The sequence below is a fragment of the Thermoflexus hugenholtzii genome (assembly GCF_018771565.1).
GTDB lineage: Bacteria > Chloroflexota > Anaerolineae > Thermoflexales > Thermoflexaceae > Thermoflexus > Thermoflexus hugenholtzii_A.
In genome coordinates this window covers 1,802,881-1,829,026 of record NZ_CP076326.1, presented here as the reverse complement: position 1 = coordinate 1,829,026, position 26,146 = coordinate 1,802,881, and the positions used below count along the sequence as shown (strand labels likewise).

Genomic DNA, 26,146 nt, shown 5'->3' with positions numbered 1-26,146 from the left:
GGTCGGCCTGCGCGCCGAATGAATTCGGCCTCAAAGGGCCTACGGCCGACGGTCGGCCTGCCCGTCGAATGAATTCGACCTTGGGGGGCCTTCGGCCGACGGTCGGCCTGCGCCGACCGAAAAAGGCCTCTTTGCGTCGGCGGAGGCCGACGCCTGGCGCGGGGTGCGCCGAATGAATTCGGCCTGGGGGGCTTTCGGCCAACGGTCGGCCTGCCCGTCGAATGAATTCGACTTCGGGGGGCCTTCGGCCGACGGTCGGCCTGCGCCGACCGGGAGGGTGTTCTTTGCGTTGGCGGAGGCCGACGCCTGGCGCGTGAGCGCCTGAGAAGGCCGATTTCAATCGGCGTGAAGGCCTTCGGCCGACGGTCGGCCTGCGCCGACCGGAAAAGCGCTCTTTGCGTCGGCGGAGGCCGACGCCTGGCGCGGGGTGCGCCGAATGAATTCGGCCTCCAGGGGCCTTCGGCCGACGGTCGGCCTGCGCCGACCGGAAAAGCGCTCTTTGCGTCGGCGGAGGCCGACGCCTGGCGCGCCAGCGCCTGAGGAGGCCGATTTCAATCGGCGCCAAGGCCTTCGGCCGACGGTCGGCCTGCGCCGACCGGAAAAGCGCTCTTTGCGTCGGCGGAGGCCGACGCCTGGCGCGGGGTGCGCCGAATGAATTCGGCCTCCAGGGGCCTTCGGCCGACGGTCGGCCTGCGCCGACCGGAAAAGCGCTCTTTGTGTCGGCGGAGGCCGACGCCTGGCGCGCAGCGCCTGGGGAGGCCGATTTTAATCGGCGTGAAAGCCTTCGGCGGTCGGCATGCGTGCCGAATGAATTCGGCCTCCAGGGGCCTTTGGCCAATGGTTGGCCTGCGCCGACCGAAAGGGCATCCTGCGTTGGCGGAGGCCGACGCCTGGCATGAAGCGCCTGTGGAGGCTGATTTCAATTGGCGTGAAAGCCTGCGCCGGCCGAGAATGAGGGCCATAATCAATCTGACCCAAGCCATTCGGGGATTCGGATCATGCCTCGGGACACCCTTGCGATTTATATCCATCTGGTCTGGGCAACATGGGATCGACTTCCGCTCATTACGCCGGCGATCGAGCGACCATTGCACCGGGTGATCGCTCTCGAAGCCCAGAAAATGGGTTGCACAGTTCTGGCTCTGAACAGCGTGCCTGACCACCTGCACGTTCTGGTTCAGATGCCCAGCACAGTCACGGTGGCCGAGCTGGTCAAACGACTGAAGGGCGTTTCCTCCCATTTTGTCAACGATGTGTTGAGACCGGGGTTGCCCTTCAAGTGGCAGGGCTTCTACGGCGCCTTCAGCGTCAGCCGTTGGGATGTGGAGCGAATTGTGGCCTATATCCAGCGGCAGAAGGAACATCATCAAGCGGGTAGCCTGATCACGGAACTGGAATCTGTCTCCGAGGAGACCGAGCCTGATTCTAACTGAGAAGGGATGCGGGCCCGGGCCTATGTCAGGCACGAGGGGTTTTTGGAAGACCGATCTCTTGGTGCGGAGTCCTTTGGCGAATCGCCTGCTTTGAATGCCGAATGAATTCGGCCTGGAGGACCTTCGGCCGACGGTCGGCCTGCGCTGACCGGGAAGGGGTTTTGCGTCGGCGGAGGCCGACGCTTGGCGCGGAGCGCCCGTGGAGGCCGATTTCAATCGGCATGAGAGCCTGCGCCGATCAGTAAGGCGTCTCTTGTGTCGGCGGAGGCTGATGCCTGGTGCGCAGCGCCTGAGAAGGCCGATTTCAATCGGCGTGAAGGCCTTGGGCGTCGAATGAATTCGACCTCGGGGGGCCTCCGGCCGACGGTCGGCCTGCGCCGACCGGAAAAGCGCTCTTTGCGTCGGCGGAGGCCGACGCCTGGCGCGGGGTGCGCCGAATGAATTCGGCCTCCAGGGGCCTTCGGCCAACGGTCGGCCTGCGCCGACCGAAAGTGCGTCTCTTGCGTCGGCGGAGGCCGACGCTTGGCGCGTAAGCGCCTGGGGAGGCCGATTTCAATCGGCGTGAAGGCCTGCGCCGACCGGGAGGGTGTTCTTTTGCGTCGGCGGGGGCCGACGCCTGGCGCGTGAGCGTCTGAGAAGGCCGATTTCCAATCGGCGTGAAGAGACATATCCCGGTTCTCCACAGAGCGCGTGCCACTCGATTATGATTGAGGAGGGAACTCATTCCGCGCGGCCCGGGCCGCCGGGGCGCGCGATCCTCAATCCGGCGAGGTGGCCCCATGCGCGCGGTGGAGATCATTGAGAAAAAGCGCGACGGCTATGAGCTGAGCCCGGAGGAGATCCGGTTCTTCGTCGAGGGCTTCACGCGCGGGGAGATCCCGGATTACCAGGCCGCCGCTTTCCTGATGGCCGTTTACTTCCGCGGGATGACGCCCCGGGAGACGGCCGACCTCACCCTGGCCATGGCCTACTCCGGGCGGGTGCTGGATCTCCACGATATCGCCCCGGTGGTGGTGGACAAGCACTCCACGGGCGGGGTGGGCGACAAGGTCAGCCTGGTGGTGGTGCCTCTGGTGGCCGCCGCCGGCCTGCCCGTGGGCAAGATGAGCGGCCGGGGCCTCTCCTTCACCGGCGGGACCATCGACAAGCTGGAGTCCATCCGGGGCTTCCGGGTGGAGCTCACCGTGGAGGAGTTCCGGGAGCAGCTCCGGCGGGTCGGCGCCGTCCTCTGCGGCCAGTCGGCGGACCTGGCGCCCGCGGATGGGAAGTTCTACGCCCTGCGGGACGTCACCGGGACCGTCCCCAGCATCCCGCTGATCGCCGCCTCGATCATGAGCAAGAAGATCGCCGCGGGGGCCGACGCCATCGTGCTGGACGTTAAGGTCGGCAACGGCGCCTTTATGAAGACCCTGGAGGACGCGCGGGCCCTGGCCCAGCGGATGGTCGACATCGGATTCGCGCTGGGCCGGCGGGTGGTGGCGGTGATCTCGGATATGAACCAGCCCCTGGGCGAGGCGGTCGGCAACGCCCTGGAGGTGAAGGAGGCCATCGCCACGCTGCGGAGCGATGGGCCGCAGGATTTCCGGGAGCATTGCCTGACCATCGCCGCCTACATGCTGTATCTGGGCGGCCGGGCGGGGAGCGTGGCGGAGGGCCGCCGGCTGGCGGAGGAGACGCTGTCCTCCGGGGCCGCCTGGGAGAAGTTCCGCGCCCTGGTGGCCGCCCAGGGCGGGGATGTGGAGCAGATCGAGGAGCCGGAGCGCCTTCCCCGAGCCCGCCTGATCCGGGAGATCCCGGCGCCCGCCGATGGATACATCGCCGAGATGCGGGCTTACGAAGTCGGCATGGCCGCCGTGGCCCTGGGGGCCGGACGGACGAAGAAGGGGGAGCCCATCGATCCCGCGGTGGGGATCCTGGTCCATCGCAAGGTGGGCGATCCGGTGCGGCGGGGCGAGCCCCTGTTCACGGTGCACGCCAACGCGGAGGAGCGGCTCGCGGAGGCGGAGGCCTGGCTCTCCCGGGCGGTGCGCATCCGGGAGGCCCCAGTCCCGCCGTTGCCCCACATCTACGAGACGATCCCCGCGGGGATCGGATAGCGGATGGCTTCGGCCGGAGGGCTCCCGGATCTCCGATGGAGGGCGAGGATGTGGCGTTCGCACGCATGGACCGCGCTCGGGCTGATCGGTGCGGGAGGGTTGATCATCCTGTTCACCCTCTGGCGCCTGTATCCGGATCTGGCGCTCGCGCGCCTGCTGATGGGGTTCGGGATCGGCCTGATGGCCTGGGGGCTGCTCTGGTTTCCGATGGAGCTCCTTCACCGGCGAGGGGAGGAGGGGGCACCGCCGCGCAGGGAGCGAATCTGGCGGCGCAGCGGTTGGGGCGCTCTCGGCATCGCAGCCCTGGCGCTGTTACACTTCCAGCGGGCTCTCCGGCTGGAGTGGATCGCTCTGCTCGCCGTTTTGTTGCTCGGGGCTGAGCTCCTGTGGTGGGCCACCGAGCCGGACGCAGAGCCTGGCGAATGAAGGCGACCCTGGGGAGGCCTGCGGCCGACCGAAAGGGGATCCCTGGCGTCGGCGGAGGCCGGCGCCAGGTCAGGCTGATCTCTAAGTTTCCGGCAGGGGGAGCTTTCGCCCTGGACTTCACGTCTTCGATGGCGCACAAAGGTTCGCGGCCGAAGCCGCTCCTGCAAAGATCGTGGGAGAGGCGCTTTCGCCCCGACCTTTCTGACAGGGTCACGGCGGAAGCGGCCCCCGCCCTGCGGGGCGATGGGGCGGCCTCTGGGGGAGACCGCGGATCGAACCCATCGCGGAGGGAAAGGTGGGGATGGATCCCCGTCGGGAGCTGCCCAGCGTGGATCGGCTGCTGCGAGCGGAGGGCGCGGCGCCCCTCGTGGCGGCCTTCGGCCATGAGGCCGTCGCCGACGCCCTGCGGGAGGCCCTGACGGAGTTCCGCGCGAAGCTCCGGCCGGGCGACTCCCCGCCGTCCGAGCGGGCCGTTCTGGAGCGGGCCGCCGCCCTTCTGGCCCGCTGGCACACCCCTCGCCCGCGCCCGGTGATCAACGCCACCGGGGTGATCCTGCACACCAACCTGGGCCGCGCGCCCCTCCCCGAGGCCGCCCTGGAGGCCATTCGGGCCGCAGCGGCCTACAGCGACCTGGAGTTCGATCTGGAGAAAGGGGAGCGGGGGGAGCGTCAGGCCGCGGTGGAGGAGCAGCTGTGCCGGCTCACCGGGGCCGAAGCCGCTCTGGTGGTCAACAACAACGCGGCCGCGGTGTTGCTCGCCCTCACCGTCATGGCCCGGGGGCGCGGGGTCCTGATCTCCCGGGGCCAGCTCATCGAGATCGGCGGCGGCTTCCGCATCCCCGAGGTGATGGCCCAGAGCGGCGCGCGCCTGATCGAGGTCGGCACCACCAACCGGACCCACCTCCGCGATTATGAAGAGCCCCTCGCCCGGGGGGAGGACATCGCCCTCATCCTCCATGCCCACCATAGCAACTTCCGCATGATCGGCTTCGTCTCCGAGGTGCCCCTGGCGGAGCTGGTGGCCCTCGGGGCCCGTTACGACGTCCCGGTGATGGACGATTTGGGGAGCGGGGCGTTGCTGGACACGGCGGCCTTCGGCCTGGCCCACGAGCCGATGGTGCAGGAGAGCGTCGCGGCGGGCGCGGCGGTGGTGTGCTTCAGCGGCGACAAGCTGCTGGGAGGCCCTCAGGCCGGGATCCTGGTGGGAAAGCGGGAGCTTCTGGCCCGCATGCGGCGGCATCCGCTGATGCGCGCCCTGCGTCCGGACAAGCTCACGCTGGCCGCCCTGAGCGCCACCCTCATCCATTACCTCAAAGGGGAAGCCACCCGGGAGATCCCGGTCTGGCGGATGATCGCCACGCCTCTGGAGGAGCTGGAGGGACGGGCCCAGGCCTGCGCGGCCCGGCTCCGGGCCGAAGGGATCCCCGCGGAGGTCCGCCCGACCCGTTCCACCATCGGCGGAGGCAGCCTCCCCGGCGAAACCCTGCCCAGCGCCGCCCTGGTCCTGCGGCCGCCGGACCCTGAGGCGTTGATGGCCGCGCTGCGTCAAGCGGATCCGCCCATCATCGCCCGGGTTCAGGAGGACGCGGTGTGGCTGGATCTGCGCACGGTGCGCCCGGATCAGGAGGACGCGCTCCTGCGGGGGATCCGCCAGGCGTGGTCGCGAATCGGCGCCCAGGTAGGATCGTGAGTTTTCCGACAATCGTTCGAATGTTTCCCCATTTTCTGCAGGAAGGGCTTTAGCCCCGACCTTTCGTTTTCTTCGGTTCTGGCCGATGAAGCATGAGGACTTCGAGAGGATGTTCCGGCGCGTGCTGGAGGAGGGCCTGAGCGGGCTGGGGTGGACCCTGCCGGAGCCGGCCCTGGAGGCCATGGCGCGCTACGCCCGCATGGTGCGGGAGTGGAACGAGCGGATCAACCTCACCACCATCGTGGATCCGGAGGCCATGGCCGCCCGCCATTTCATCGACTCGCTGACCGCCCTGATGGTCCTGCGGGAGCCCGGATGGCCGCCTGCGCCCGCCCGGTGGCCGGCGCGCCGGCTGGCCGACGTAGGGAGCGGCGCCGGGTTCCCCGGCCTGGCCCTGAAGCTGGCCTGGCCGGCCCTCGAGGTCGCCCTGATTGAGTCCGTGGGGAAGAAAGCCCGTTTCCTCGAGGCGGTGGCGCGGGAGCTCGGGCTGGACGGCGTGACGGTGCTGGCGCGCCGGGCCGAAGAGGTGGGGCAGGATCCGGCGCATCGCGAGCGCTACGACATCGCCATCGCCCGCGCCGTGGCCGCTCTCCCCGTTCTCCTGGAGTATCTGCTCCCCCTGGTCCGGGTGAATGGGGTGGCGGTGGCGATGAAGGGGGCGGAAGTGGAGGAGGAGCTGGCGGCAGCCCGGGGAGCATTGGAGCGGTTGGGCGGTCGGCTTCGGGAGCGCCGGGAGGTGGCCTGGTCGCCCCATCTTCCCCCACGGACGTTGCTGGTCTTCGAGAAAGCGGCGCCCACGCCGGCCGGCTACCCCCGACGGCCGGGGATCCCGGAGAAACGTCCGCTTCGTTGAGCGGGGAAAAGTGAGGAGGCGCGTCGATGGAGGCCATCCGTCTGATCGCCGGGCTGACCCTGCGGGAGGTGTCGCGCCGCCGGCTGGTGCTGGCGGCCTTCGGCCTGGGGGCCGTCTTCCTGCTCCTCTTCGGCCTTGGCATGGCCCTGGTCCATCGGGAGCTCACCCGCTTCGGCCCCCCGGATCCCCGGGTTCGGGAGGAGGCGGTGGGGTTCCTGATGCTGGCGGCCCTCTATGTGGCGAACTTCCTGATCATCATGGCCGCGGTCATCGGGACGGCGGACGCCATCGCTGGGGAGATCGCCTCGGGGGTGATCCAGGCGGTGGCGGCGCGGCCGGTGGCCCGCTCCCAGATCCTCCTGGGCAAGTTCCTCGGGCATGCCCTCTGGTTGCTCCTCTACGCCCTGGGGCTGGGAGGCGGGATCATGGGCCTGACGGCCTGGATCACCGGGTGGGCTCCCCCCGGATGGGCCCGGGGGCTCGCCCTCCTCGCCCTCGAGGCCCTGGTCCCGCTCTCCCTCTCGTTCTGGGGAGGGACCTGGCTGTCGAGCCTGGCCAATGGGGCGCTGGGGCTGGGCCTTTACGGCGTGGCGTTCGTCGGGGGATGGATGGAGCAGGTCGGGAGCCTGATCCGACAACCGGCTGTGGTGGATCTGGGGATCCTGGCCTCGTTGCTGATGCCGGCGGAGGCCATCTGGCGGCGCACGGCCTATGAGCTCCAGAGCCCCCTCGCCCGCCTGGCCGGCTTCAATCCGTTCACCGCCGCCACCATCCCCAGCGACCGGATGCTTCTCTACGCCGTCCTCTACATCGCTTTCTTCCTCGCCCTGGCTGTCTATCAGTTCGAGCGCCGGGACCTGTGAGCAGGGATCCGGGAAACCGGCCACGCACATCCGAAACCCGTCGACCAGGAACCGATCCCCCAGCGTCCGGATCCGTCCCGCATCTGGAAAAACCGGAAAGCCCTGGGAGCGGATCGGAGGATCTTCCGGCCCCTTATGACCAGTGAGGCCCGATGTGGATCTCCACGTCCAGCGGCACGCGCAGGGGGTAGGCGTTCCGCATCCGTTCGTCCACCAGCGCCCGGACGATCTCGACCTCCTCCTCGGGCACCTCGAACACCAGCTCGTCGTGAACCTGCATGATCATGCGGGTCCGCAAGCCCTGCTCCCGGATGGCCCGGTCGATCCGGATCATGGCGATCTTGATGATGTCCGCGGCGCTGCCCTGGATGGGGGCGTTGATGGCCTCCCGCTCCGCCTTCCGGCGCACGGCCTCCGGGAGCCGGCGCGGGGGCTGCCCGGGCGCCGCCGGCATCAGCTCCGGGAAGTAGCGCCGGCGTCCCAGGAGGGTCTCCACATACCCCTGTCGGGCGACCCGTTCCTTGATCGTCTCGATGTAGACCTTCACCCGGGGGAAGGCGGTGAAGTACTGCTGGATGAACCGCTCCGCCTCGCGCCGCGAGACCCCCAGCTGCTGGGCCAGCCCATGGGCGCTCATCCCGTAGATCAGCCCGTAGTTGATCCGCTTGGCGAAGTTGCGCTGCTCCTCCGTCACCTGATCCAGCGGGATCCCGAAGGCCTTCGCCGCCGTGGCCCGGTGGATGTCCTCTCCCGCCCGGAAGGCCGCGATCAGCCCGGGATCCCCGGTGATGTGGGCCAGGATGCGCAGCTCGATCTGCGAGTAATCGGCGGAAAGGAGCGCGCAGCCCGGCGGGGCGATGAAGGCCCGTCGGATCTGTTTGCCCAGCTCGGTGCGGATGGGGATGTTCTGGATATTCGGATCGCTGGCCGAGATGCGCCCGGTCACCGTCCCGGTCTGGTGATAAATGGGATGGATCCGGCCGGTATCCGGATGGATCATCCGCGGCAGGGCGTCCACGTAGGTGCTCTTCAGCTTGGCCAGCTGCCGGTATTCCAGGATGAGCTCGATCACCGGATGCGCTCCCCGCAGGCTCTCCAGCACCTCGCTGGAGGTCGAATACATCCCCGTCCCGGTCCGCGGAACGTCGGCGGTGGGCAGCTGCAGCTTGCCGAACAGGGCATCGGAAAGCTGGCGCGGGGAGTCCAGGTTGAACGGATATCCCACCCAGCGGTAGATCTCCTGGGCCAGGGTCTGGATCCGTTTCTCGAACTCGACGGACATCTGCTGCAGCAGGGGGACGTCGATCAGGATCCCGGCCTGCTCCATCCGGACCAGCACGGGGATGAGGGGGATCTCGATCTCGGTGAAGAGCTTCCACAGCCCCTGCCGTCGCAGCTCCTCCTCCTGAACCCGGGCGATGCGCAGGGTGAGATCGGCGTCGGCCGCGGCGTAAGGGGCGGCGGCGGAGACCGGGACATCGGCGAAGGAGCGCTGGCCCTTCCCTTTCCCGATCAGCTGCTCGATGGTGGTCATCTCCACGCCCAGCCGGAGCCACGCCAGATGCTTCAGGTTGAGACCGTAGGCGGCCGGGTTGAGCACCCATTCGGCGACCATGGTGTCGAAGACCAGCCCCTCCACCTCCACCCCATGGCGGGCCAGGATCAGCATGTCGAACTTGGCGTGATGGGCCACCTTGGGACGCCCCGGGTCGCGGAGGACGGGCCCCAGGACCTCCAGAACCCGGCCGAGGGGCAGCTGGGGGGTGCCGTCCCGATGGCCGACCGGGACGTAATAGCCCCGCCCTTCCTCCACGGCGAAGGAGAGGCCCACCAGGCCCGCCCGCATCGGGGAGAGGGCGTCGGTCTCCACATCGAAGGCGAAGCGAGGCGCTCGCTCCAGAGCCTCCCGCAGCGCGGCCAGCCCGGCCTCATCGGTCACCACCGTGGCCTCCGTCGGGCGAGGCAGATGCTCCGTCCGCAGCGGGGGGACCGTTAAGGGCTGGACCACGGCGGGCCCGATGGGCTCCGGGAAGAGGGTGGGCTGGCGGGCCGGCCCCGGAGGGGCCTCCGGGGGCTTCTCTTCCGAAGGGGCCGCGCCGTTCGGGAGACGGGGGATCAGGCTCCGGAACTCCAGCTCCTGGAAGAGAGCCAGAACCGCCTCCCGGTCATAGCGTCCGACCCGGCACGCCTCCCAGTCCACCGCAATCGGGGCGTCGGTGCGGATGCGGACCAGCTCCTTGCTCAGGAAGGCCTGCTCCCGGCCGGCCTCCAGCAGCCGCCGCACCCGCTCCGGCTGGATCTCGTCCAGATGGGCGTAGATGTTCTCCAGGGAGCCGTAGCGCTTCAGCAGCTCGGTGGCCGTGCGCTCCCCGATCCCGCGCACGCCGGGGACGTTGTCGCTGGGGTCGCCGGTGAGGGCTTTGAGGTCCACCAGCTGATGGGGCTCCAGGCCGTAGCGCTCCCGGATGGCCTGAACGTCGTAGATCACGATGTCATCGAAGTGGCGGCGAGAGGTGAGCACCCGGATGCCCGGGCGGATCAGCTGGAAGGTATCCGTGTCGCCGGTGACGATGAGGACCTCTATGCCCCGCTCGAGGGCCTGGCGGGCGGCGGTGCCGATCACATCGTCCGCCTCGTAGCCCTCCACGGCCAGGATGGGGATGGCGAAGGCTTCGATGATCTGCCGGATGCGGGCCAGCTGGGTGTCGAAATCGGAGGGGCGCTCGGCCCGCGTCGCCTTGTATTCGGCGAAGGCCTCGTGGCGGAAGGTGCGCCCCACATCGAAGGCCACGGCCATGTAGTCCGGGCGGTGCTCCCGCCAGACCTTCAGGAGCATCGAAGTGAAGCCGTAGACCGCATGGGTCGGCTCCCCCTTGCGGGTCTGCAGGCCCTGCCGCAACAGGGCGTAATACGCCCGGTAAGCCAGAGAATGTCCATCCACCAGCACCACCAGGGATCCCATGCCACGTCCTCCCGATCCGATCCGAAGCCCCTGCCGGCTTCTTAATTGTAACCCTGGGCGGCCCTTCGCTCCCGGCATCTCAGATCTCGCCGTGGAATCACGGCGGGAGCCGCTCCGAGGGCCCGAGGGCCCGAGGGCCGGAGGCCTTCACGCCGATTGAAATCGGCCTTCTGAGGCGCTTACGCGCTAGGCGTCGGCCTTCGCCGACGCAAAGAGGCCTTTCCGGTCGGCGCAGGCCGACCGTTGGCCGAAGGCCTCTGGAGGCCGAATTCATTCGGCGCGCAGGCCGACCGTCGGCCGAAGGCCCCCTGAGGTCGAATTCATTCGACGCCCAAGGCTTTCACGCCGATTGGAAATCGGCCTCCTCAGGCGCTCCGCGCCACGCGTCGGCCTCCGCCGACGCAAAGGACACCCTCCTGGTCGGCGCAGGCCGACCATTGGCCGAAGGCCCCCTGAGGTCGAATTCATTCGACGCCCCAGGCCTTCACACCGATTGAAATCGGCCTCCTCAGGCGCTCCGCGCCAGGCGTCGGCCTTCGCCGACGCAAAGGACACCCTCCTGGTCGGCGCAGGCCGACCATTGGCCGAAGGCCCCCCGAGGTCGAATTCATTCGACGCCCCAGGCCTTCACACCGATTGAAATCGGCCTCCTCAGGCGCTCCGCGCCAGGCGTCGGCCTTCGCCGACGCAAAGGACACCCTCCTGGTCGGCGCAGGCCGACCATTGGCCGAAGGCCCCCCGAGGTCGAATTCATTCGACGCCCCAGGCCTTCACGCCGATTGAAATCGGCCTCCTCAGGCGCTCCGCGCCAGGCGTCGGCCTTCGCCGACGCAAAGAGCGCTTTTCCGGTCGGCGCAGGCCGACCATTGGCCGGAGGCCTCTGGAGGCCGAATTCATTCGGCGCGCAGGCCGGCCGTCGGCCGGAGGCCTCCCCAGGTCGAATTCATTCAACGCCCCAGGCCTTCACGCCGATTGAAATCGGCCTTCTGAGGCGCTTACGCGCCAGGCGTCGGCCTCCGCCAACGCAAAGAATGCCTTTCCGGTCGGCGCAGGCCGACCGTCGGCCGGAGGCCTCTTGAGGCCGAATTCATTCGGCGCGCTCCGCGCCAGGCGTCGGCCTTCGCCGACGCAAAGGACACCCTCCTGGTCGGCGCAGGCCGACCATTGGCCGGAGGCCCCCTGAGGTCGAATTCATTCGGCGCGCCCCGTGCCAGGCATCGGCCTCCGCCGACGCAAAGAATGCCTTTCCGGTCGGCGCAGGCCGACCGTTGGCCGGAGGCCCCCTGAGGTCGAATTCATTCGGCGCGCAGGCCGGCCGTCGGCCGAAGGCCCCCTGAGGTCGAATTCATTCGACGCCCAAGGCGAGGCCTCCCAGGGCCGAAGGAGAGGCTACGGCGGCTGGTGCCGGGGCCCGTTCCTCCGTCGCTCGCGTTTGCCCGGGAGCGAGGAATTGCTTACTATAAGAAGCCAACCGGCCGATCCAGGTGCCGGTCCCTGATGGAACTTCAATCCTCCCGGAGCGTGCAGGATGGCTGCGGTGCATCGACAGCGGGTGAAAGCTGTGCGCCGCCTGATGGCGGAAAAGAAGGTCGAGGCCTTCCTGGTCACCTACCTCCCCAACGTCCGCTATCTCTCCGGGTTCACCGGCTCCGCCGCGATCCTCTGCATCACGCCCCGTGGCGCCTGGATCCTCACGGATTTCCGTTACTGGGAGCAGGCGGCCCGCCAGGCCCCCGATTTCACCCTGTATCGGCTCCCGAGCCGCCGCTTCTCCGAGATCCTGCCGGAGTTCCTGAAGAAGATCGGCTCGCCTCAACGCATCGCCTTCGAGAGCGCCCGGGTCACGGTGGATCAGTGGAAGAGCTGGAAAAAGGCCGCGTCGAAGGTGAGGTGGATTCCGACCCGGGACTGGGTGGAGAGCTTGCGGGCGGTGAAAGATGAGGAGGAGCTGGCCCGCATCCGGGAGGCCGCCCGCATCGCCGATGCCACCATGGCCTATCTGCGTCGCCGCCTGCGCCCGGGGATGACGGAGCGCGAGGCCGCCTGGCTGGCGGAGCAATACCTGCGCACCCACGGAGGGGAAGATGTGGCCTTCGACATCCTGGTGGCCTCCGGGCCGAACGCGGCCATGGCCCACCACCACCCGGGGGACCGTCCCCTGAAGGTCGGCGAGCCCATCGTGGTGGACCTGGGGGCGCGGGTGGACGGCTATCACTCCGATCTCACCCGCACCTTCATCCTGGGCCGCATGCCCCGGCGCTTCCGGGAGATCTATGACATCGTCCTGCGCGCCCAGGAGGCCGCCATCCGCCATATGCGGGCCGGGATGCCGGGCAAGGAGATCGATGCGCTGGCGCGCGCCGTCATCGAGGAGGCAGGCTACAAGGACGCCTTCGGCCACGGCCTGGGCCACGGGGTGGGCCTGGAGATCCACGAGAAGCCCTCGGCCGGGCCCATCGCGGAAGACCCGGTGCCCGCCGGCGCCGTCCTCACCGTGGAGCCCGGGATCTATCTGAGCGGCTGGGGTGGCGTGCGCATTGAAGACATGGTGGTCGTAGGCGAAGATGGGGTCCGGGAGATCCTTACGCATGCCTCCCGCGACCCCCTGATCCCGGTGCGCGGATAGCGTCCCCCAAGATCCGGAAGGAGGTCCGCCGTGGGAACGATCCTGCAGGCCGTCGAGATCCTGCTCCGACCTTACCGTCAGAGGCTGCTCATCGGAGGAGCCCTCTTCCTGGCCGGCCTGGCCCTCGGGCTGATCTATGGCTGGTATATCGCCCCGGTGGAGTGGACGGACGCCGCCCCCGTGGATCTGCGGGTGGATTACCGGGCGAACTATCTGCGCCTGCTGGCGGACGCCACCCGGGCGGGTTTTCTGCGGGTGGAGGAGAGCGCGGGCTGGCTGGGCCAGCGCTGGAACCCCCGAGACGCCGCCCGGGAGATTCGCAACCTGGCCGCCCAGGAGACGGATCCCGCCCGCCGCGCCGCGATGGAGCAACTGGCCGCGGCCTGGGAGCAGGCCCCCGCGCCTCCCGCGCCCGCCCGGGGTGGGATCCCGTCCTACTGTATCGTTGGGCTGGCCGGCCTGATCCTCCTCGGGATCGCCTTCTTCCTCCTGCGCCGTCGAACCCCCCAGGCGGTCCCGCGGCGCCTGACGCCCGCCCCCGCGGCGGCGGCTCCGGCTGGCCCGATGCGAACCCCGGCCGCCCCCGAGCCGCCGGCGCCCATCGAGGCCTATCCGGCCGTCGGGGCGCCTCCCCTGGCGCAACGGCAAGTGACCTACAAGCTGGGGGATGATCACTTCGACCTCTCCTTCCCCATTGAGCTGCCCAACGGGGAGTTCCTGGGCGAGTTCGGCGTGGGGATCTCCGAGACCATCGGCGTTGGGGACCCGGCCAAGGTGACCGCCTTCGAGGTCTGGCTCTTCGACAAGAACGACATCAAGACCGTGACCAAGGTGCTGGCCAGCGAGCACGCCTATCGGGACACCGCCCTTCAGGCCCGCCTGCGGCAGAAGGGGGACCTGGTGCTGGCCTCCCCCGGGGCCATCGTGGAGCTGGAAACCCAGGGCCTCCGGCTTCAGGCCCGCGTGGTGGAGCTGGAGTATGGCAGCGGCGCGCTGCCGCCCAACAGCTTCTTCAGCCGCCTCACCCTGGACCTGGCGGCGTGGCGTAAAGAGGAGGAAGAGACCGCCTGAGCCCGGCGGCGGACAGGCGGGCAGGATCCCGGCTGAGCCGGCGATCCCTTCATGAGGAAGACCCGAAACCTTAATGAATCTCGAAAGGAGCCCTGCCATGGTGATGGACGAGCCGGGGGATGAGTTCGCGATGGAAACGCTGGCGGAGACGGAGCATTTCGCCGTCTGGCGCAGCACCGGCGACGACGGCCAGTCCCTCTTCCATCTGGAGCTGGGCAACGTCTCCATCCACCTGACTGAGGAGGAATGGGAGGAGCTGGTCGAGCTGGTGGATCAGGCGGTGGACGCCCTGGAGAGCGGGGGCGTTGGCTAAGGGGCCGCCGAGGACGGACGACGACAGCCCGGGCCGTGTCCGAGCCCATGACCCTATCTCACGCCAGCGGAGGTCTCCGATGACCCGTCCCAAGGTTTACATCACGCGACGCATCCCGGAACGGGCCTTTGAGGTCCTGCGGGAGCATGCGGAGATCAAAGTCTGGGACAGCGATCTCCCGGTCCCCCGCGAGATCCTGTTGAAGGAAGTGGCCGATGCCGACGGCCTCCTCTGCCTGTTGACCGAGAAGGTCAACGCGGAGCTGCTGGACGCCGCGCCGCGCCTGAAGGTGGTCAGCAACATGGCCGTCGGCTTCGACAACATCGATGTGGCCGAGTGCACCCGTCGGGGCATCCCCGTGGGGAACACCCCCGGGGTCCTCACCGAGGCCACAGCGGACCTCACGTGGGCGCTGCTGCTGGCCGCCGCCCGGCGCATCCGGGAAGCCATCGATTACGTGCGGGAGGGCCGCTGGATCACCTGGGGCCCCCTGCTCCTGCTGGGCCAGGACGTCTACGGGGCAACCATCGGCATCATCGGCATGGGGCGGATCGGGACGGCGGTGGCCCGTCGGGCGAAAGGGTTCAACATGCGCATCCTGTATCACGACGTCCGCCGGAACGAGGCCGCGGAAGCCGAGCTCGGGGCCGCCTTCGTGGACATGGACACCCTCCTCCGGGAGAGCGATTTCATCACCATCCACACAGATCTCAACCCAAGCACCTATCGCCTGATCAACCGGGAGGCCTTCGCCAAGATGAAGCCCACCGCCGTCCTGGTGAACGCCGCCCGGGGCCCTATCGTGGACACGGAGGCCCTTTACGAGGCCCTGAAGGAGGGGCGGATCTTCGCCGCCGCCCTCGACGTCACGGATCCGGAGCCCCTCCCGGCGGATCATCCGCTCCTCCAGCTGCCGAACTGCATTGTGGTCCCCCACATCGGCAGCGCGACGGTGACCACGCGGAACCGCATGGCGGAGATCGCGGCCCTGAACGTGCTGGCCGGCCTCCGGGGCGAGCGGCTCCCCTATTGTGTGAACCCGGAGGTCTACGAACGGGCCGCAGGCTGACCCCGTCGCCCTCCCGTTGAAACCGAGGCCGGACCGCCAGGCGGGCGGGGGCGGGACGGCTCGTCCCCCCGGCGCCGCCAGCGGGTCATGGCTTTCTGAAGGATCGAGGTGCGGACGGTGGATCCGATGGTCTCCCGGGCGGGGGAGCCCTGGCGGCGCCGCCAGGGCTCCCCCGTTTTTTGGGCGAGGCCGCCGTTTTCGCCCCGCGATTCAGCGGAGATCCCAGGCACCGGAGGCGATCCAGCCGGAAGCCCGCCGATTCGCCTATGCCCAAAACGGACCCGGGCCGCGCGGTGATGTTGACAGGGTGGGAAGTTTGGAGGAAATTCAGGAAAAGAGGAAGCGATCCGGATCGGAGGTGGAAGGGACGATGCCCACCCGGGAGGACGCGTGGGCGCTGGTGTGCGAGTTCACTCAAAGTGAGAACCTGCGGCGGCACATGCTGGCCGTGGAGGCGGCCATGCGGGCTTACGCCCGCTACTTCGGAGAGGATGAGGAGTCCTGGGGTCTGGTCGGGCTCCTCCACGATTTCGACTACGAACGCTACCCGAACGTCGCCCCCGACGGCCACCCTAACCAGGGGGCGCGCATCCTTCGGGAGCGCGGATGGCCGGAGGACATCATCCGCTCCATCCTCTCCCACGCCACCGAAGTCACCGGCGTCCCCCGGGTCACCCGGCGGGACAAGGCGCTTTTCGCCGTGGACGAGCTGACCGGCCTCATCACCGCCGTCGCCCTGGTCCGGCCCGACCGCAGCCTGTATAGCGTGACCGTGGACTCGATCTTCAAGAAATGGAAAGATCGGCGGTTCGCCGCCGGGGTGAACCGGGCGGACATCGAGCGGGGGGCGGCGGAGCTGGGGGTGCCCCTGGAGGAGCATGTGGCCCGCGTCCTGGAGGCCATGCAGGGGATCGCCCCCATCCTGGGCCTGGATGGATCGGCGCGATGAGCGAAGCCCGCAGCTCCGGACTCTTCCGGCGGTGCCCGACATGCGGGATGCCGGTTTCCCGCCGCTCCCGCACCTGCTGGCGGTGCGGGGCGGATCTCACGATCCCACCGGAGGCCCTCCAGCCGGAGCCCGAGCCGCCGATCCCCTGGCGATCGGCCCTTCTGGGGTTCGTGCTGGTTGTGTTGCTCTTCCTGGCGGTGGGTGGGCTGGCCTGGCGGATGGCGCGGGCGGCGATGGCCCGCCCGACGCCCACCCTCACCGGAACGCCTTTCACCCCCACCGCCACCCCCACGCCCCGGCCCACCGTTACGCCGACGCCCACGCTCACTCCCACCCCGATCCCACCGCTGGAGCACCAGGTCCAGGCCGGGGAGACGCTGCTCTACATCGCCGAGCGCTATGGGGTCACGGTGGACGACATCCGGCGTTTGAACAACCTCTCGGGGGATCTCATCGTCGTCGGGCAGGTGTTGAGGATCCCGGTCTACACGCCGACGCCGATCCTGGCCACCCCGACGCTCCCGCCGGGGGTGACCCCGTCTCCCACGCCGCGGCCGGATAAGATCCTCCACGTGGTGCAGCCGGGGGAGACTTTGCTGGCCATCGCCCAGCGCTACGGGGTCTCCATGCAGGCCATCCAGGCGGCGAACGGCATCGGGAACCCGGAGCGGATCCAGGCCGGGCAGACCCTGGTGATCCCCCTGGCCACGCCCACACCGGCCCCCGGCCCGACGCCCACCCCGACCCCCACGCCGGTGCCGACCTATCCGCCGCCGCCCTTGCTCAGCCCGCCCGATGGCGCCCGGGTGGAAGGAGCCGGGCTGCCCGTCCTCGTCCAGTGGGCGTCCGTCGGGTTGCTCGAGCCCAGCGAGATGTATGAGGTCCGGCTGTTCCGGGAGGACGGCGTGGAGATCGGCCGTTTCCGCACCCGGGCCACCGCCTGGCACATCCCGGCTTCCCTCCTCCGATCGGCCATGGAAGGGGAAGCGGGCCCCTATATCTTCCGCTGGACCGTTCAGGTGGTGCGGCGGGTGGTGGAGCCGGATGGAACGGTGCGGTTCGAGCCGGCCGGCCCGGCGGCCGCCCGGACCTTCCGCTGGAGCCCTGGCGAGGTCCCTTCCACCCCCAGCCCCGGAGGGGGATGAAGGGATTCCGATCGCTTCCATCCCGCATAAGGGGGAGCGCGCGATGCCTTTCGCGGACAAGCTGTTGACGTGTGAGAAGTGCGGCCGACCTTTTGTGTTTACGGTGACGGAACAGCGGCGCATGGTGGAGGCCGGCCAGCCCCTGGTGGAGCCCACCATGTGCCCGAAGTGCCGGGCGGAGGCGGCGCGACCGAAGCGCAAGCTGGAGCCCGGGCAGGTCTATGAGGGGCGGGTGAAGTGGTTCAGCCCCGAGAAGGGCTATGGCTTCATCCGCTGCGAGGACGGCACCGAGATCTTCTTCCACCGGACGGGGATCGTCCGCCCCGGGCTGGTCCTGGAGGCCAACCAGCCGGTCACCTTCGAGGTCGAGGTGACTCCGAAGGGGCCCCAGGCCGTCCGCGTCACCCCCGTCGCGGCGACGCAGGCTTCCGCTTCGGCGGAGCGGGATCCCGAAGCGGGCATCCTCCGGGAAGGCTCCGGATGAATCGGGAACGCCTGTATCGCACGGAGGCCATCATCCTGCGACGGGTCGATTTCGGCGAGGCGGACCGGCTCCTGGTATTGCTGACGCCGGAGCTCGGGAAGCACCGCGCGCTGGCCAAGGGGGTCCGCAAGATCCGAAGCCGCAAGGCCGGCCACCTGGAGCGCTTCATGCGGACCTCCCTGCTCCTGGCCCGGGGGCGGGAGCTGGATGTGATCAGCCAGGCGGAGGTCATCGCTCCCCATCCCCATCTGCGGGAGGACCTGGACCGCAGCGCCCTGGCTCACTACGCGGCGGAGCTGGCCGAGGCCCTCGCCCCCGAAGGGGAGGAGAGCCGCGCCCTCTATCGCCTGCTGTCGGACACCCTGGACCGCCTGGACGGCGGCGAGGATCCCCAGCGGGTCATCCGCTACTACGAGCTGCATCTCCTGGAGATCGCGGGGTTCCGGCCTCAGGTGGAGTTCTGCGTGGGCTGCGGGGAACCGCTGCGGGAAGAGCGGGGCCCGTATGGGTTCGATCCGCGGCGCGGCGGCGTCCTCTGCCCGCGGTGCGCCCGGGGCGCGCCGGGGGCTTACCCGTTGAGCCGCGCGGCGCTGAAAGGGATGCGCTTCATCCTGCGGACGCCTTACCCGGCCTTCCGGACGGCCCCCCTGCGGGCGGAGACCCTGCGGGAGATCGGCGAGCTCATCGGCCATCACCTGCGCGCCATCCTGGAACGCCCCCCGCGGGCTCTCGCCGTCCTCGGCCAGCTCGCCCGCTCCGCCCCCTCCGAGGAGCAGCCGCCTCGCCCGCCCTCATAGGGCTCGCGGTCCGGTTGCTCCTTCCCACCCCGCACGGATCCATCGCCTCAGGTAATCGAGCTCGGGGCACTTCCGCTCCAAAAGCCCTCGGATCAAATCCTCGAATCTCTGCGGGCGGAGGTTGATCTCCTCGTGGAGCTTTTCCTCATCAGGGGAGAGTCGATGGTCCTCCGGCCGGATGCCGTTTCGCCGCGCGACTTGCAGGATCCAGCCCTCCAGCCGGGGACACAACATGAGGATCCGATGGCCGCGCTGTGGATCCTCCAGCACCCGAACGCCATGGTTTTCCTCGATGAGCCGGGCGTTCCGGAGGTAGGAAGGCTGAGCGCTGGCCGGATCCTCATCGATGACCGTGCGGAGCTTCCGGATCGATTTGAAGCCTTCAATCTCCACCTCGCGGATCATCCCCGAGCCTCCTGACGGTCTCCAGCTCGATGATAGCCCGGCGGGATCCGGGCGGCAATCCTTCCCCCTCAGCGTCCTTCCCCTGCGCCGAAGATGAGGCTATCCTCTACCCGGAGAGACGTCCGGGAGGCGCCGATGGACAAAGCCGCGCTGATCCGCCGGATTCACGAGGAGCGGGAACGTCTGCTGCAAGCCCTTGAGGGGCTCTCCCCGGAGGAGATGACCGACGTGCCGGTGGTTGGGGAGTGGACGGTCAAGGACATCCTGGCCCATCTGGCCGTCTGGCAGGGCCGCCTGATCACGGCCCTCTTCCAGCTGGAGCAGGGTCGGCGTCCGAAAGACCTGGAACTCTCCCCGGCGGAGGTGGACGCGCTGAACGCGCGCATCTATCGGGAGCAGAAGGACCGCCCGCTGGAGCGGGTGCTGGCCGATTTCCACGGGACGTTCCAGCAGCTGTTGAGGCGCCTGGAGCGTTTCTCGGATGCGGATCTCACACAGCCCGGACGCTTCCCCGGCCTTGCGGGACCCCTGTGGGAGCTCATCGCCTCGGAGACTTACGAGCACGATGCGGAGCACCGCGTCGACATCGAGCGCTGGCGCGCCGCCCGGAGGGGCTCACCGGGCGGATGAAGACCGCCCTCCGAGCAGGAGGGAGAAGGGGCCCAGGCTCATCAGCAGGAAGAGCAAGAGCCACGGGCCCAACCCCTCCAGGACAGCGCGCCCGGGCGGTTGCGGGCGCAGCGCCGCCTCCACCTCCCGCTCCAGGCGATCCAGGGACCGCCCCAGGACGCGGCGGACGCCGCTCTCGCAGGAGAGGCCCTGGGCGTAGGCTTCCAGCAACCCCCGCAGCCCTCCGATCCCCTCGCGATCGTGGAGATAACGAACGGTGGCGCCTGCGAGGGCGTAGGCCTGCCGGGCCCGCAGGGGATCCGTGGGGAAATCCCCACACAGGCCGATCAGGGACACGCCCTCCAGGCGGGGCTCCTGGAGGGCGCGCAGGAGCGCCGGATCCGGCAGCCCCTCGCTCCAGACCGCCCATCCCTCGTCCAGCCAGGCCGGGAGGGGCTGTCCGCCCGCCAGGTCGTGGAGGACAACGTGGGTGAGCTCATGGGGGATGGCGCGGCGCAACGCCTCCAGCCCCGCGCCGTCGGGGGAGGCCATCAGGATCACGGCGCGCCAGCGGGGTCGAACCTCGCCTTCGATCTCCAGGCCGGCCAGCCGGAAAGCCGCCCGCGCCAGCTCCGGATCCGCATACCAGAAGAGATCGATGGGCTCCGGCGCGGAATACCCCAGAGGCCCCCCGATCCGCTCCAGGCTCCGGCGGGCGAGCTCCAGGACAGAGCGGGCCAGCCCGGGGTCCCCGGCGTGCCAGTGCAGCCGCAAGGGGCCGGCGCTCAGGGTCTGCCAGGCCACCCGGTTGTCCAGATACCGGAAGGTCTGGGGCTCCGTGGAGCGCCATCCCCCGGGATCCTCCCGCACCTCCCACCAGAAGGTGATGGGGACGAACGGCGGGAGGGGTTCCCGGCGCAGATCCCGCTCGTAGATCACGCGCAGGCCGTCGGAGGCCTCCAGGGTCCGGCGCACCCGGTAGGGCGTTTCCATCCCCGGCATCGTGTAGTAGAGGATGGCCTCGGAGATGGCCGGAAGGCCCTCGCCCTCCAGGACGAAGCGCATGCGCTGGCCGAAGGTGTATTCCACTGTCGCCCGTCCGGGGAACGTTCCCGCAGGGGTTGAGGTTTGGAGGGGGCGGGCGAAGATCGGGAGCAGCAGGACGAATCCGAGGAGGGCCTGCTTCATGGCCTTACCCTCGCAGCCAGGCGATCCATATGCTGAGGGTGAGCGGGCTGAGCAGGGTGGAGAGGAAGATGATGCCGGCGATGGTCCGCGGGTAGATCCCGAACTCCATGGCCATCACCACGTTGGAGATCGCCGCCGGCATCGCGCTCTCCAGGATCCCGGCCTGCCAGGCTGGGCCCTCCAGCCCCCAGAGGCGAGCCAGGGGGATCGCGATCAGAGGGATCCCGACCAGGCGCACCAGCGCCCCGAGCCCGATGAGCCGACGTCGATCCTCCAGGCGGATGCGGGCCAGCTCCAGCCCCAGCACCAGGAGGAGGACGGGGATCGCGCCGCGGCTGAGCAGGGCGATCCCGGCCTCGATGGGCTCCGGGGGATGCCAGCCGCTCCAGCGCACCAGGGCGGCGGCGAGGGCCGCGTAGAGGGTGGGGATGGAGAGCAGCCGTCTCCAGCTCCAGCCCCCTCCGCCATGCAGGGCCAGGGTGGCCCCCAACGTGTTGAGCAGGACGTTGTTGGTCATGAAATACAGCACCGCCCGGGCCAGGGCGGCATCTCCGAAGGCCCGTTGCACGACCCCCAGCCCGTAGCTGCCGGCGTTCACGAACATCGCCGTGAGCATCAGGGCGGTCCGCTCCGCGGCGGAGAGGCCCAGAGCCAGGCTGAGGAGCAGGCCGAAGCCTCCCGCGACGAAAGGCACGGAGGCGGCGAAGCCCAGGAACCGGAACAGCTCCACGCCGCTGATGTCCGAGCGGACCAGAGACATATAGACCAGGGAGGGGTTCAGGATGTAAAAGGAGAGGCGGGCCGCCGGATGGGAAGGCACATCCAGGTAGCGGCCCAGAAGCCAGCCCGCGGCGATCGCCAGAAGGACCGGGGTCAGATCGTGGAAGAGGATCTGGGGGATCAGGCGCAGGATCACCGGTGGCGCTCCGTCCTCCGCGTCAATCCCGTCGCCCCTCCTCATCGTCTTCCCCGCCTTCCTCCTCTTCCTCCTCCTCCCAGAGGGCCTGCCAGGCCTCCGCCTCGGCCGCGTCGGACTCCAGGTCCATCTCGAGCAGGGGCAGGAACGTCTCGGCCTCTTCCATCAGGTTCAGCTCCTCGAGGGCTTCCTCGGCCAGGGCGGCGAGGTCCTCGTCCTCTCCTTCGGCCAGCTCCTCCAGGATCTCCCGGGCTCGCGGGCCGCCGATCTCCCCCAGGGCCCAGATCGCGGCCTCCTGGATCTCCGCGTCCCCCTCCTCGATCAGGCGGGCCAGGAGGGGGACGGCCTCCCGGATGCCGATCTCGCCGGCGGCTACCACCGCCTCATAGCGCATGGCGGGGCTGGGGCTGCGCAGCGCCTCCATCACATAGGGCACCCAACGCTCCTCGCCGGTGCGGCCCATAGCGAAGACGGCGCTCATCCGCATCCGCTCGTCGGGATCCTCATAAGCCCGGGCGATCATCAGCGGGAGGTCCGGCTCCAGGGTGTTGCCCAGGGCCTCCAGGGCGCGCCGGCGCACCTCCAGGGGCTCCTCCGGATTGTAGAACGCCTGCCGCAACGCCTCGATGGCCGGGCGCACCGCGGAGAGGGGGATCTGTTCCATGATGCAGGCGTTGAAGAGATAGCGCCCCAGCCCGATGGCCGCCCGAGCCCGCACTTCCACGGATGGATCTTTCTCGAACAGCTCGAAGAAGCGCCGCATCAGCTGGAGGTCCTGATCCTCATACCACAACCCGTCGATGGCCAGCGCCCGCACCTCGGGATCCGGGTCGCTCAGGGCCATGCGGAAGATGCGCCCGAAGTCCACCTCCGTGTTCTCTTCGCTGATGTCCACCAGATGGCTCATGATGGCCCGCCGCCGCGCCGTCGACAGCGTCAGCCAGACCCGTGCGACCTGCTCGAGCTCCTCCTCGCTCAGGTCCGAAAGCCAGTAAAGCCGCGGGATGGAAAGCGGCGTGGCTTCATCTTTGAGATGAGCAAGCAAAGCTTCCACAGAAGGCATGAGAAAACCTCCCGAATTTGCTGAAAGCCCTCACCCGGGCGGGGGTCCATGGCCTCCCACCGCCCGGAGGTCGCCGAACGGGACTTTCCTGTGGCCGAAGCATCCGCTTCGGAAGGGATCGAAAACGCCGGATCGGCGCTTAAAATTATAGGGTTTGTCCTCCGGCTTTACGAAAAACTGCTCCGAGCCCGGGGGTGCGTGATCCGCGTTATTCCTCCCCCGGGGGATCCGCTTCCTGGAGGGCCGGGCGCAGCGCTTCGTAACCTTCCCGAGCGTGGCGGATGTGCCGATAGAGGTAATAAGCGAAGCCGGCCAGCAGGGCCAGGGCGATGGGGATGTCGAAGGGGCGCATGAGGCGGCGCAGCTCCTCCCAATGTTGCCCGAAGATGTAGCCTCCCGCAGCCAGGCCGGCGCACCAGAGGAACGATCCGGTGAAGGTGAGGAGGGTGAAGGGGAAGACGGAGACGCGGGCGACGCCGGCCGGGAAGGAGATAAAGGTGCGCACGATGGGCAGCAGACGGGAGATGAAGGTCGCCCACATCCCCCAGCGGGCGAACCAGCGATCCGCGGCCTCCAGATCCCGCGGGTGGATCAGCAGGTAGCGCCCATATCGGAACAGGAAGGGCCGCCCGCCGTAATACCCCAGGGCATAGGAGAGCAGGGAGCCCAGGGTGCATCCCAACCCACCGTAGAACCCGCCTTCCAGGACGGCCCGGAGCAACGTCCCGCCGCGGGCCTGAACCAGCATCCAGCCCGCCAGCGGCATGGTCACCTCGCTGGGGATCGGGATGTTGGCGCTCTCCAGGGCCATGATCGCCACGACGCCGCCCCAACCCATTCCCTGGAACAATCTCTCCAGGAACAGCACCAGCTGATGCTCCAGCGCTTCCATCGAGCCTCCTGTTTGCTTCCGAATCCATACAGAGGCATCCCTCTTTCGCTCCGAACTATAACCGATTTCCCGGGTCAGGCCAAGCGCTTCTCCGGATCGGGTCGGAACCGCTTCCGTTGCCATCGGTCGCTTTGCAGGCCGAAATTCATTTCGGCCATCCGCTGCGGGAATCCGTGGCCTCGGGTCATCGAAGGCAGGGGTTCGGGGCTGAAGCCCCTCCTGCAAAGGCCGATTTTTGTAGGAGCGGCTTTCGCCGCGACCTTCTCGTCTCGAAGGCGGATGGTTCGGGGCTGCGGGAGCGCTTTCCCCCGCGAACCTTCCCGTCTGGAAGACAAAGGGTGGGGGGCGAAAGCCCCTCCTGTGGAGGGAGATGCTTGGGGATGCCCTGGAGGTGTGGAGGGCCTGGCCGCCTGCACGTTGAGGATCCGAGTCCGTTCCGGATCTGCCGGCCCCTCGGGCCGGACGGCCTGGCCGTCGCCGTGAAGGCCGGAACTCCCCGATCCCGGCTTGAGCGGTTGGAGGTTTCGGTAAAATGAACAGGGAGGAACGCGCATGCCGGTTCGCTCGCTGCGACAGAGCCTGAACGATCTCGATGGGGCCCATCTCCGGGTGATCGCCCGCTTCTGGGAGGTGGATCCGGATCAGCTCTCCCGGGAGGCGCTGATCGCCCGCCTGCTGCCCGTGATGATGGACCCGGAGCGCCAGGCGGCGCACTGGGCCCGCCTGGGGGAGGAGGAACGAGCGGCATTACAGGCCTTGCTCGCGGCGGGCGGGATGATGCCCGCCGCCTCTTTCCAGCGGCGCTTCGGGGAGATCCGACGGGTCGGGGCTGCCCGCCTGGAGGGCGAGCGGCTCTGGGAACGACCGACCGGCCCGGCGGAGGCCCTCTGGTTCCGCGGGTGGATCTTTTTCGGGTTCGCCGAGCTGCCTGCCGGCTTCGAGGAGGTGGTGTTCCTCCCCGATGAGCTGCGGCTCGGACTGCCCGCCATGGAGGAGTCCCCCCCGCCCGAGCCTTCCGAGCGGATCCCCACCGCGCCGGCCCCGACGCGCATCCGGCGGACCGGCACGACGCCGGCGGATGACTTCTGCACGCTGCTGATCTTCCTCCACAACGAGGCCCCCGCGGCGTCCATGAGCGCGGAGGAAGCCTGGTCCCGTTTCCCGGCGGTGCGCCGGCAGCTGCGCTGGCCCCATCGGGAGCGCTGGTCCCTGCTCTGGCATCTGGCCCGGGTCCTGCGGATGACCCAGGTGCGCCGGGAGGCTCTGCGTCTGGACCCCGAGGTGACCACCCGCTGGCTGCAGGCCCCGCTGATGGAGCAGCTGCGGGCCCTGCTGGAGGCATGGCGGGACGATACGACGTGGAACGATCTCTTCCATGTGCCCACCCTGCGGCCGGAGCCCACCGGATCCTGGCAGAACGACCCCCGGCTGGCCCGCCGGACGCTCCTGGAGCTGCTCCGCCAGCTGGATCCGGGAAGCTGGTATGCGGTCCCGGATCTGATCCACGAGATCCGGAACCGGAACCCCACGTTCCAGCGCACCGAGGCGGAGTTCACAACCTGGTATATCCGGGACGCGGAGACCGGGGAGTATCTGCGAGGTTTCGAGCACTGGGATCGGGTGGAAGGGGCGCTCCTTCGCTATCTGCTCCTCGGCCCGCTGCACTGGCTGGGGGTCCTGGAAGTGGGGGAGCCGGATCGGATCCGCCTCTCGCCCTTCGGGGCCGCCTACCTGGGTCGGGGCGATCCGCCTCCGGAGGGGGACACCCGGTTCGTCTTGCTGGCGGATGGGACCATTGAGGTGGGGGCGGGCCGGCGGTATGAGCGCTTCCAGGTGGCCCGCATCGCCGACTGGATCTCCTCGGGGGAGGTGTATCGTTACCGGATCACCGCCCGTTCCCTGGCTCGCGCCCGATCCCAGCACATCGGCCCGGAGCGCATCCTGGATTTCTTCCGACGTTACGAGCTGACGCCTCCCGATGCCCTCCGACAGGCGCTGGCCCGCTGGGCTGCGCGGGGGACGGAAGCGCGCGTGGAGTGGGCCCTGGTGCTTCAGGTCAGCGATCCGGAGCTGCTCCGTCAGCTGCTGGCCACCGAGGCCCGCCGCTATGTGCAGGACGTGCTCTCCCCGACAGCGGTCATCCTGCAGCGGGCCGGCTGGCCTCACGTGCGAACGGCCCTGCTCCAGCTGGGGGTGGTGCCGGAGGAGCGCCTCGAAACCTCCCCGGAGCCGGAGACGGAATGAGCGGGGCCCCACGGCGCTTCCACGCTCAGGGTATAATTCGAGCCATGATCCC

Annotated in this window: 22 protein-coding genes; 16 read left to right on the top strand and 6 right to left on the bottom strand. The window is 69.0% G+C overall.

Translation table 11 applies throughout. From position 1 onward, the window contains the following. Window positions 1-998: 998 nt before the first annotated feature. From tnpA to KNN16_RS08360, 6 genes are all read left to right on the top strand, one after another. The gene (gene tnpA / locus KNN16_RS08385) at window positions 999-1,433 is read left to right on the top strand and encodes an IS200/IS605 family transposase (protein ID WP_303896346.1); all 435 of its coding nucleotides are present in this window, start codon (window positions 999-1,001) and stop codon (window positions 1,431-1,433) included. Between the two features lie 779 nt (window positions 1,434-2,212). Further along, entirely contained in the window at window positions 2,213-3,529 is a 1,317-nt protein-coding gene (locus KNN16_RS08380) for a pyrimidine-nucleoside phosphorylase (protein WP_303896344.1), read from the top strand. Between the two features lie 48 nt (window positions 3,530-3,577). Beyond that, a complete protein-coding gene (locus KNN16_RS08375; RefSeq protein ID WP_303896342.1) occupies window positions 3,578-3,955 on the top strand; it encodes a hypothetical protein in 378 nt (125 codons plus the stop codon). A gap of 301 nt (window positions 3,956-4,256) precedes the next feature. Next, the gene (gene selA, locus KNN16_RS08370) at window positions 4,257-5,645 is read left to right on the top strand and encodes an L-seryl-tRNA(Sec) selenium transferase (protein WP_303896340.1); all 1,389 of its coding nucleotides are present in this window, start codon (window positions 4,257-4,259) and stop codon (window positions 5,643-5,645) included. Between the two features lie 109 nt (window positions 5,646-5,754). Continuing rightward, on the top strand, window positions 5,755-6,498 hold the full coding sequence (rsmG, locus tag KNN16_RS08365; RefSeq protein ID WP_299288064.1) for a 16S rRNA (guanine(527)-N(7))-methyltransferase RsmG: 744 nt from the start codon (window positions 5,755-5,757) through the stop codon (window positions 6,496-6,498). Window positions 6,499-6,524: 26 nt separating this feature from the next. After that, the gene (locus tag KNN16_RS08360) at window positions 6,525-7,361 is read left to right on the top strand and encodes an ABC transporter permease (protein WP_299288067.1); all 837 of its coding nucleotides are present in this window, start codon (window positions 6,525-6,527) and stop codon (window positions 7,359-7,361) included. 133 nt (window positions 7,362-7,494) lie between these two features. Here the strand turns inward: KNN16_RS08360 and polA are convergent, their stop codons facing one another. Beyond that, window positions 7,495-10,323, bottom strand: a complete 2,829-nt coding sequence (gene polA / locus KNN16_RS08355) for a DNA polymerase I (RefSeq protein WP_303896334.1) — start codon at window positions 10,321-10,323, stop codon at window positions 7,495-7,497. 1,528 nt (window positions 10,324-11,851) lie between these two features. On the opposite strand from polA, the gene KNN16_RS08350 reads away from it, so the two are divergent. The 8 genes from KNN16_RS08350 (at window position 11,852) to recO (ending at window position 18,777) form a co-directional block, all read left to right on the top strand. Then, window positions 11,852-12,949 (top strand): Xaa-Pro peptidase family protein, encoded by a 1,098-nt coding sequence (locus tag KNN16_RS08350; protein ID WP_303896332.1) that lies wholly within the window; start codon window positions 11,852-11,854, stop codon window positions 12,947-12,949. Window positions 12,950-12,979: 30 nt separating this feature from the next. Beyond that, entirely contained in the window at window positions 12,980-14,020 is a 1,041-nt protein-coding gene (locus KNN16_RS08345) for a hypothetical protein (protein ID WP_299288840.1), read from the top strand. Between the two features lie 97 nt (window positions 14,021-14,117). Then, a complete protein-coding gene (locus tag KNN16_RS08340; RefSeq protein ID WP_088570570.1) occupies window positions 14,118-14,333 on the top strand; it encodes a hypothetical protein in 216 nt (71 codons plus the stop codon). Between the two features lie 79 nt (window positions 14,334-14,412). Continuing rightward, window positions 14,413-15,402: a D-glycerate dehydrogenase gene (locus tag KNN16_RS08335; protein ID WP_299288843.1), complete on the top strand. Its 990-nt coding sequence runs from the start codon at window positions 14,413-14,415 to the stop codon at window positions 15,400-15,402. 370 nt (window positions 15,403-15,772) lie between these two features. Then, entirely contained in the window at window positions 15,773-16,351 is a 579-nt protein-coding gene (locus KNN16_RS08330; RefSeq protein WP_088570637.1) for an HDIG domain-containing metalloprotein, read from the top strand. Then, window positions 16,348-17,496: a LysM peptidoglycan-binding domain-containing protein gene (locus KNN16_RS08325; RefSeq protein WP_303896328.1), complete on the top strand. Its 1,149-nt coding sequence runs from the start codon at window positions 16,348-16,350 to the stop codon at window positions 17,494-17,496. Before KNN16_RS08330 ends, KNN16_RS08325 begins: the two co-directional genes overlap by 4 nt. Before the next feature lie 43 nt (window positions 17,497-17,539). Then, on the top strand, window positions 17,540-17,980 hold the full coding sequence (locus tag KNN16_RS08320; RefSeq protein ID WP_159461571.1) for a cold shock domain-containing protein: 441 nt from the start codon (window positions 17,540-17,542) through the stop codon (window positions 17,978-17,980). Further along, window positions 17,977-18,777: a DNA repair protein RecO gene (gene recO / locus KNN16_RS08315; RefSeq protein ID WP_273109598.1), complete on the top strand. Its 801-nt coding sequence runs from the start codon at window positions 17,977-17,979 to the stop codon at window positions 18,775-18,777. The genes KNN16_RS08320 and recO overlap by 4 nt, the downstream gene beginning before the upstream one ends. Here recO and KNN16_RS08310 read toward each other — a convergent pair. Beyond that, window positions 18,772-19,182: a hypothetical protein gene (locus KNN16_RS08310; RefSeq protein WP_303896322.1), complete on the bottom strand. Its 411-nt coding sequence runs from the start codon at window positions 19,180-19,182 to the stop codon at window positions 18,772-18,774. The genes recO and KNN16_RS08310 overlap by 6 nt on opposite strands. Window positions 19,183-19,317: 135 nt before the next feature. On the opposite strand from KNN16_RS08310, the gene KNN16_RS08305 reads away from it, so the two are divergent. Then, window positions 19,318-19,812 (top strand): DinB family protein, encoded by a 495-nt coding sequence (locus KNN16_RS08305; RefSeq protein ID WP_303896321.1) that lies wholly within the window; start codon window positions 19,318-19,320, stop codon window positions 19,810-19,812. Here KNN16_RS08305 and KNN16_RS08300 read toward each other — a convergent pair. From KNN16_RS08300 to KNN16_RS08285, 4 genes are all read right to left on the bottom strand, one after another. Further along, complete coding sequence (locus KNN16_RS08300) at window positions 19,798-20,979, bottom strand: peptidase MA family metallohydrolase (RefSeq protein ID WP_303896320.1); 1,182 nt, start codon at window positions 20,977-20,979, stop codon at window positions 19,798-19,800. The genes KNN16_RS08305 and KNN16_RS08300 overlap by 15 nt on opposite strands. Window positions 20,980-20,983: 4 nt before the next feature. Then, a complete protein-coding gene (locus KNN16_RS08295; RefSeq protein WP_299284984.1) occupies window positions 20,984-21,895 on the bottom strand; it encodes an AEC family transporter in 912 nt (303 codons plus the stop codon). A 22-nt stretch (window positions 21,896-21,917) separates the two neighbouring features. Next, a complete protein-coding gene (locus tag KNN16_RS08290) occupies window positions 21,918-22,958 on the bottom strand; it encodes a HEAT repeat domain-containing protein (protein WP_299284987.1) in 1,041 nt (346 codons plus the stop codon). A 208-nt stretch (window positions 22,959-23,166) separates the two neighbouring features. Next, complete coding sequence (locus KNN16_RS08285; protein WP_299284990.1) at window positions 23,167-23,850, bottom strand: DedA family protein; 684 nt, start codon at window positions 23,848-23,850, stop codon at window positions 23,167-23,169. Between the two features lie 552 nt (window positions 23,851-24,402). On the opposite strand from KNN16_RS08285, the gene KNN16_RS08280 reads away from it, so the two are divergent. Beyond that, on the top strand, window positions 24,403-26,094 hold the full coding sequence (locus tag KNN16_RS08280) for a helicase-associated domain-containing protein (protein WP_303896319.1): 1,692 nt from the start codon (window positions 24,403-24,405) through the stop codon (window positions 26,092-26,094). Window positions 26,095-26,146: the final 52 nt, after the last annotated feature.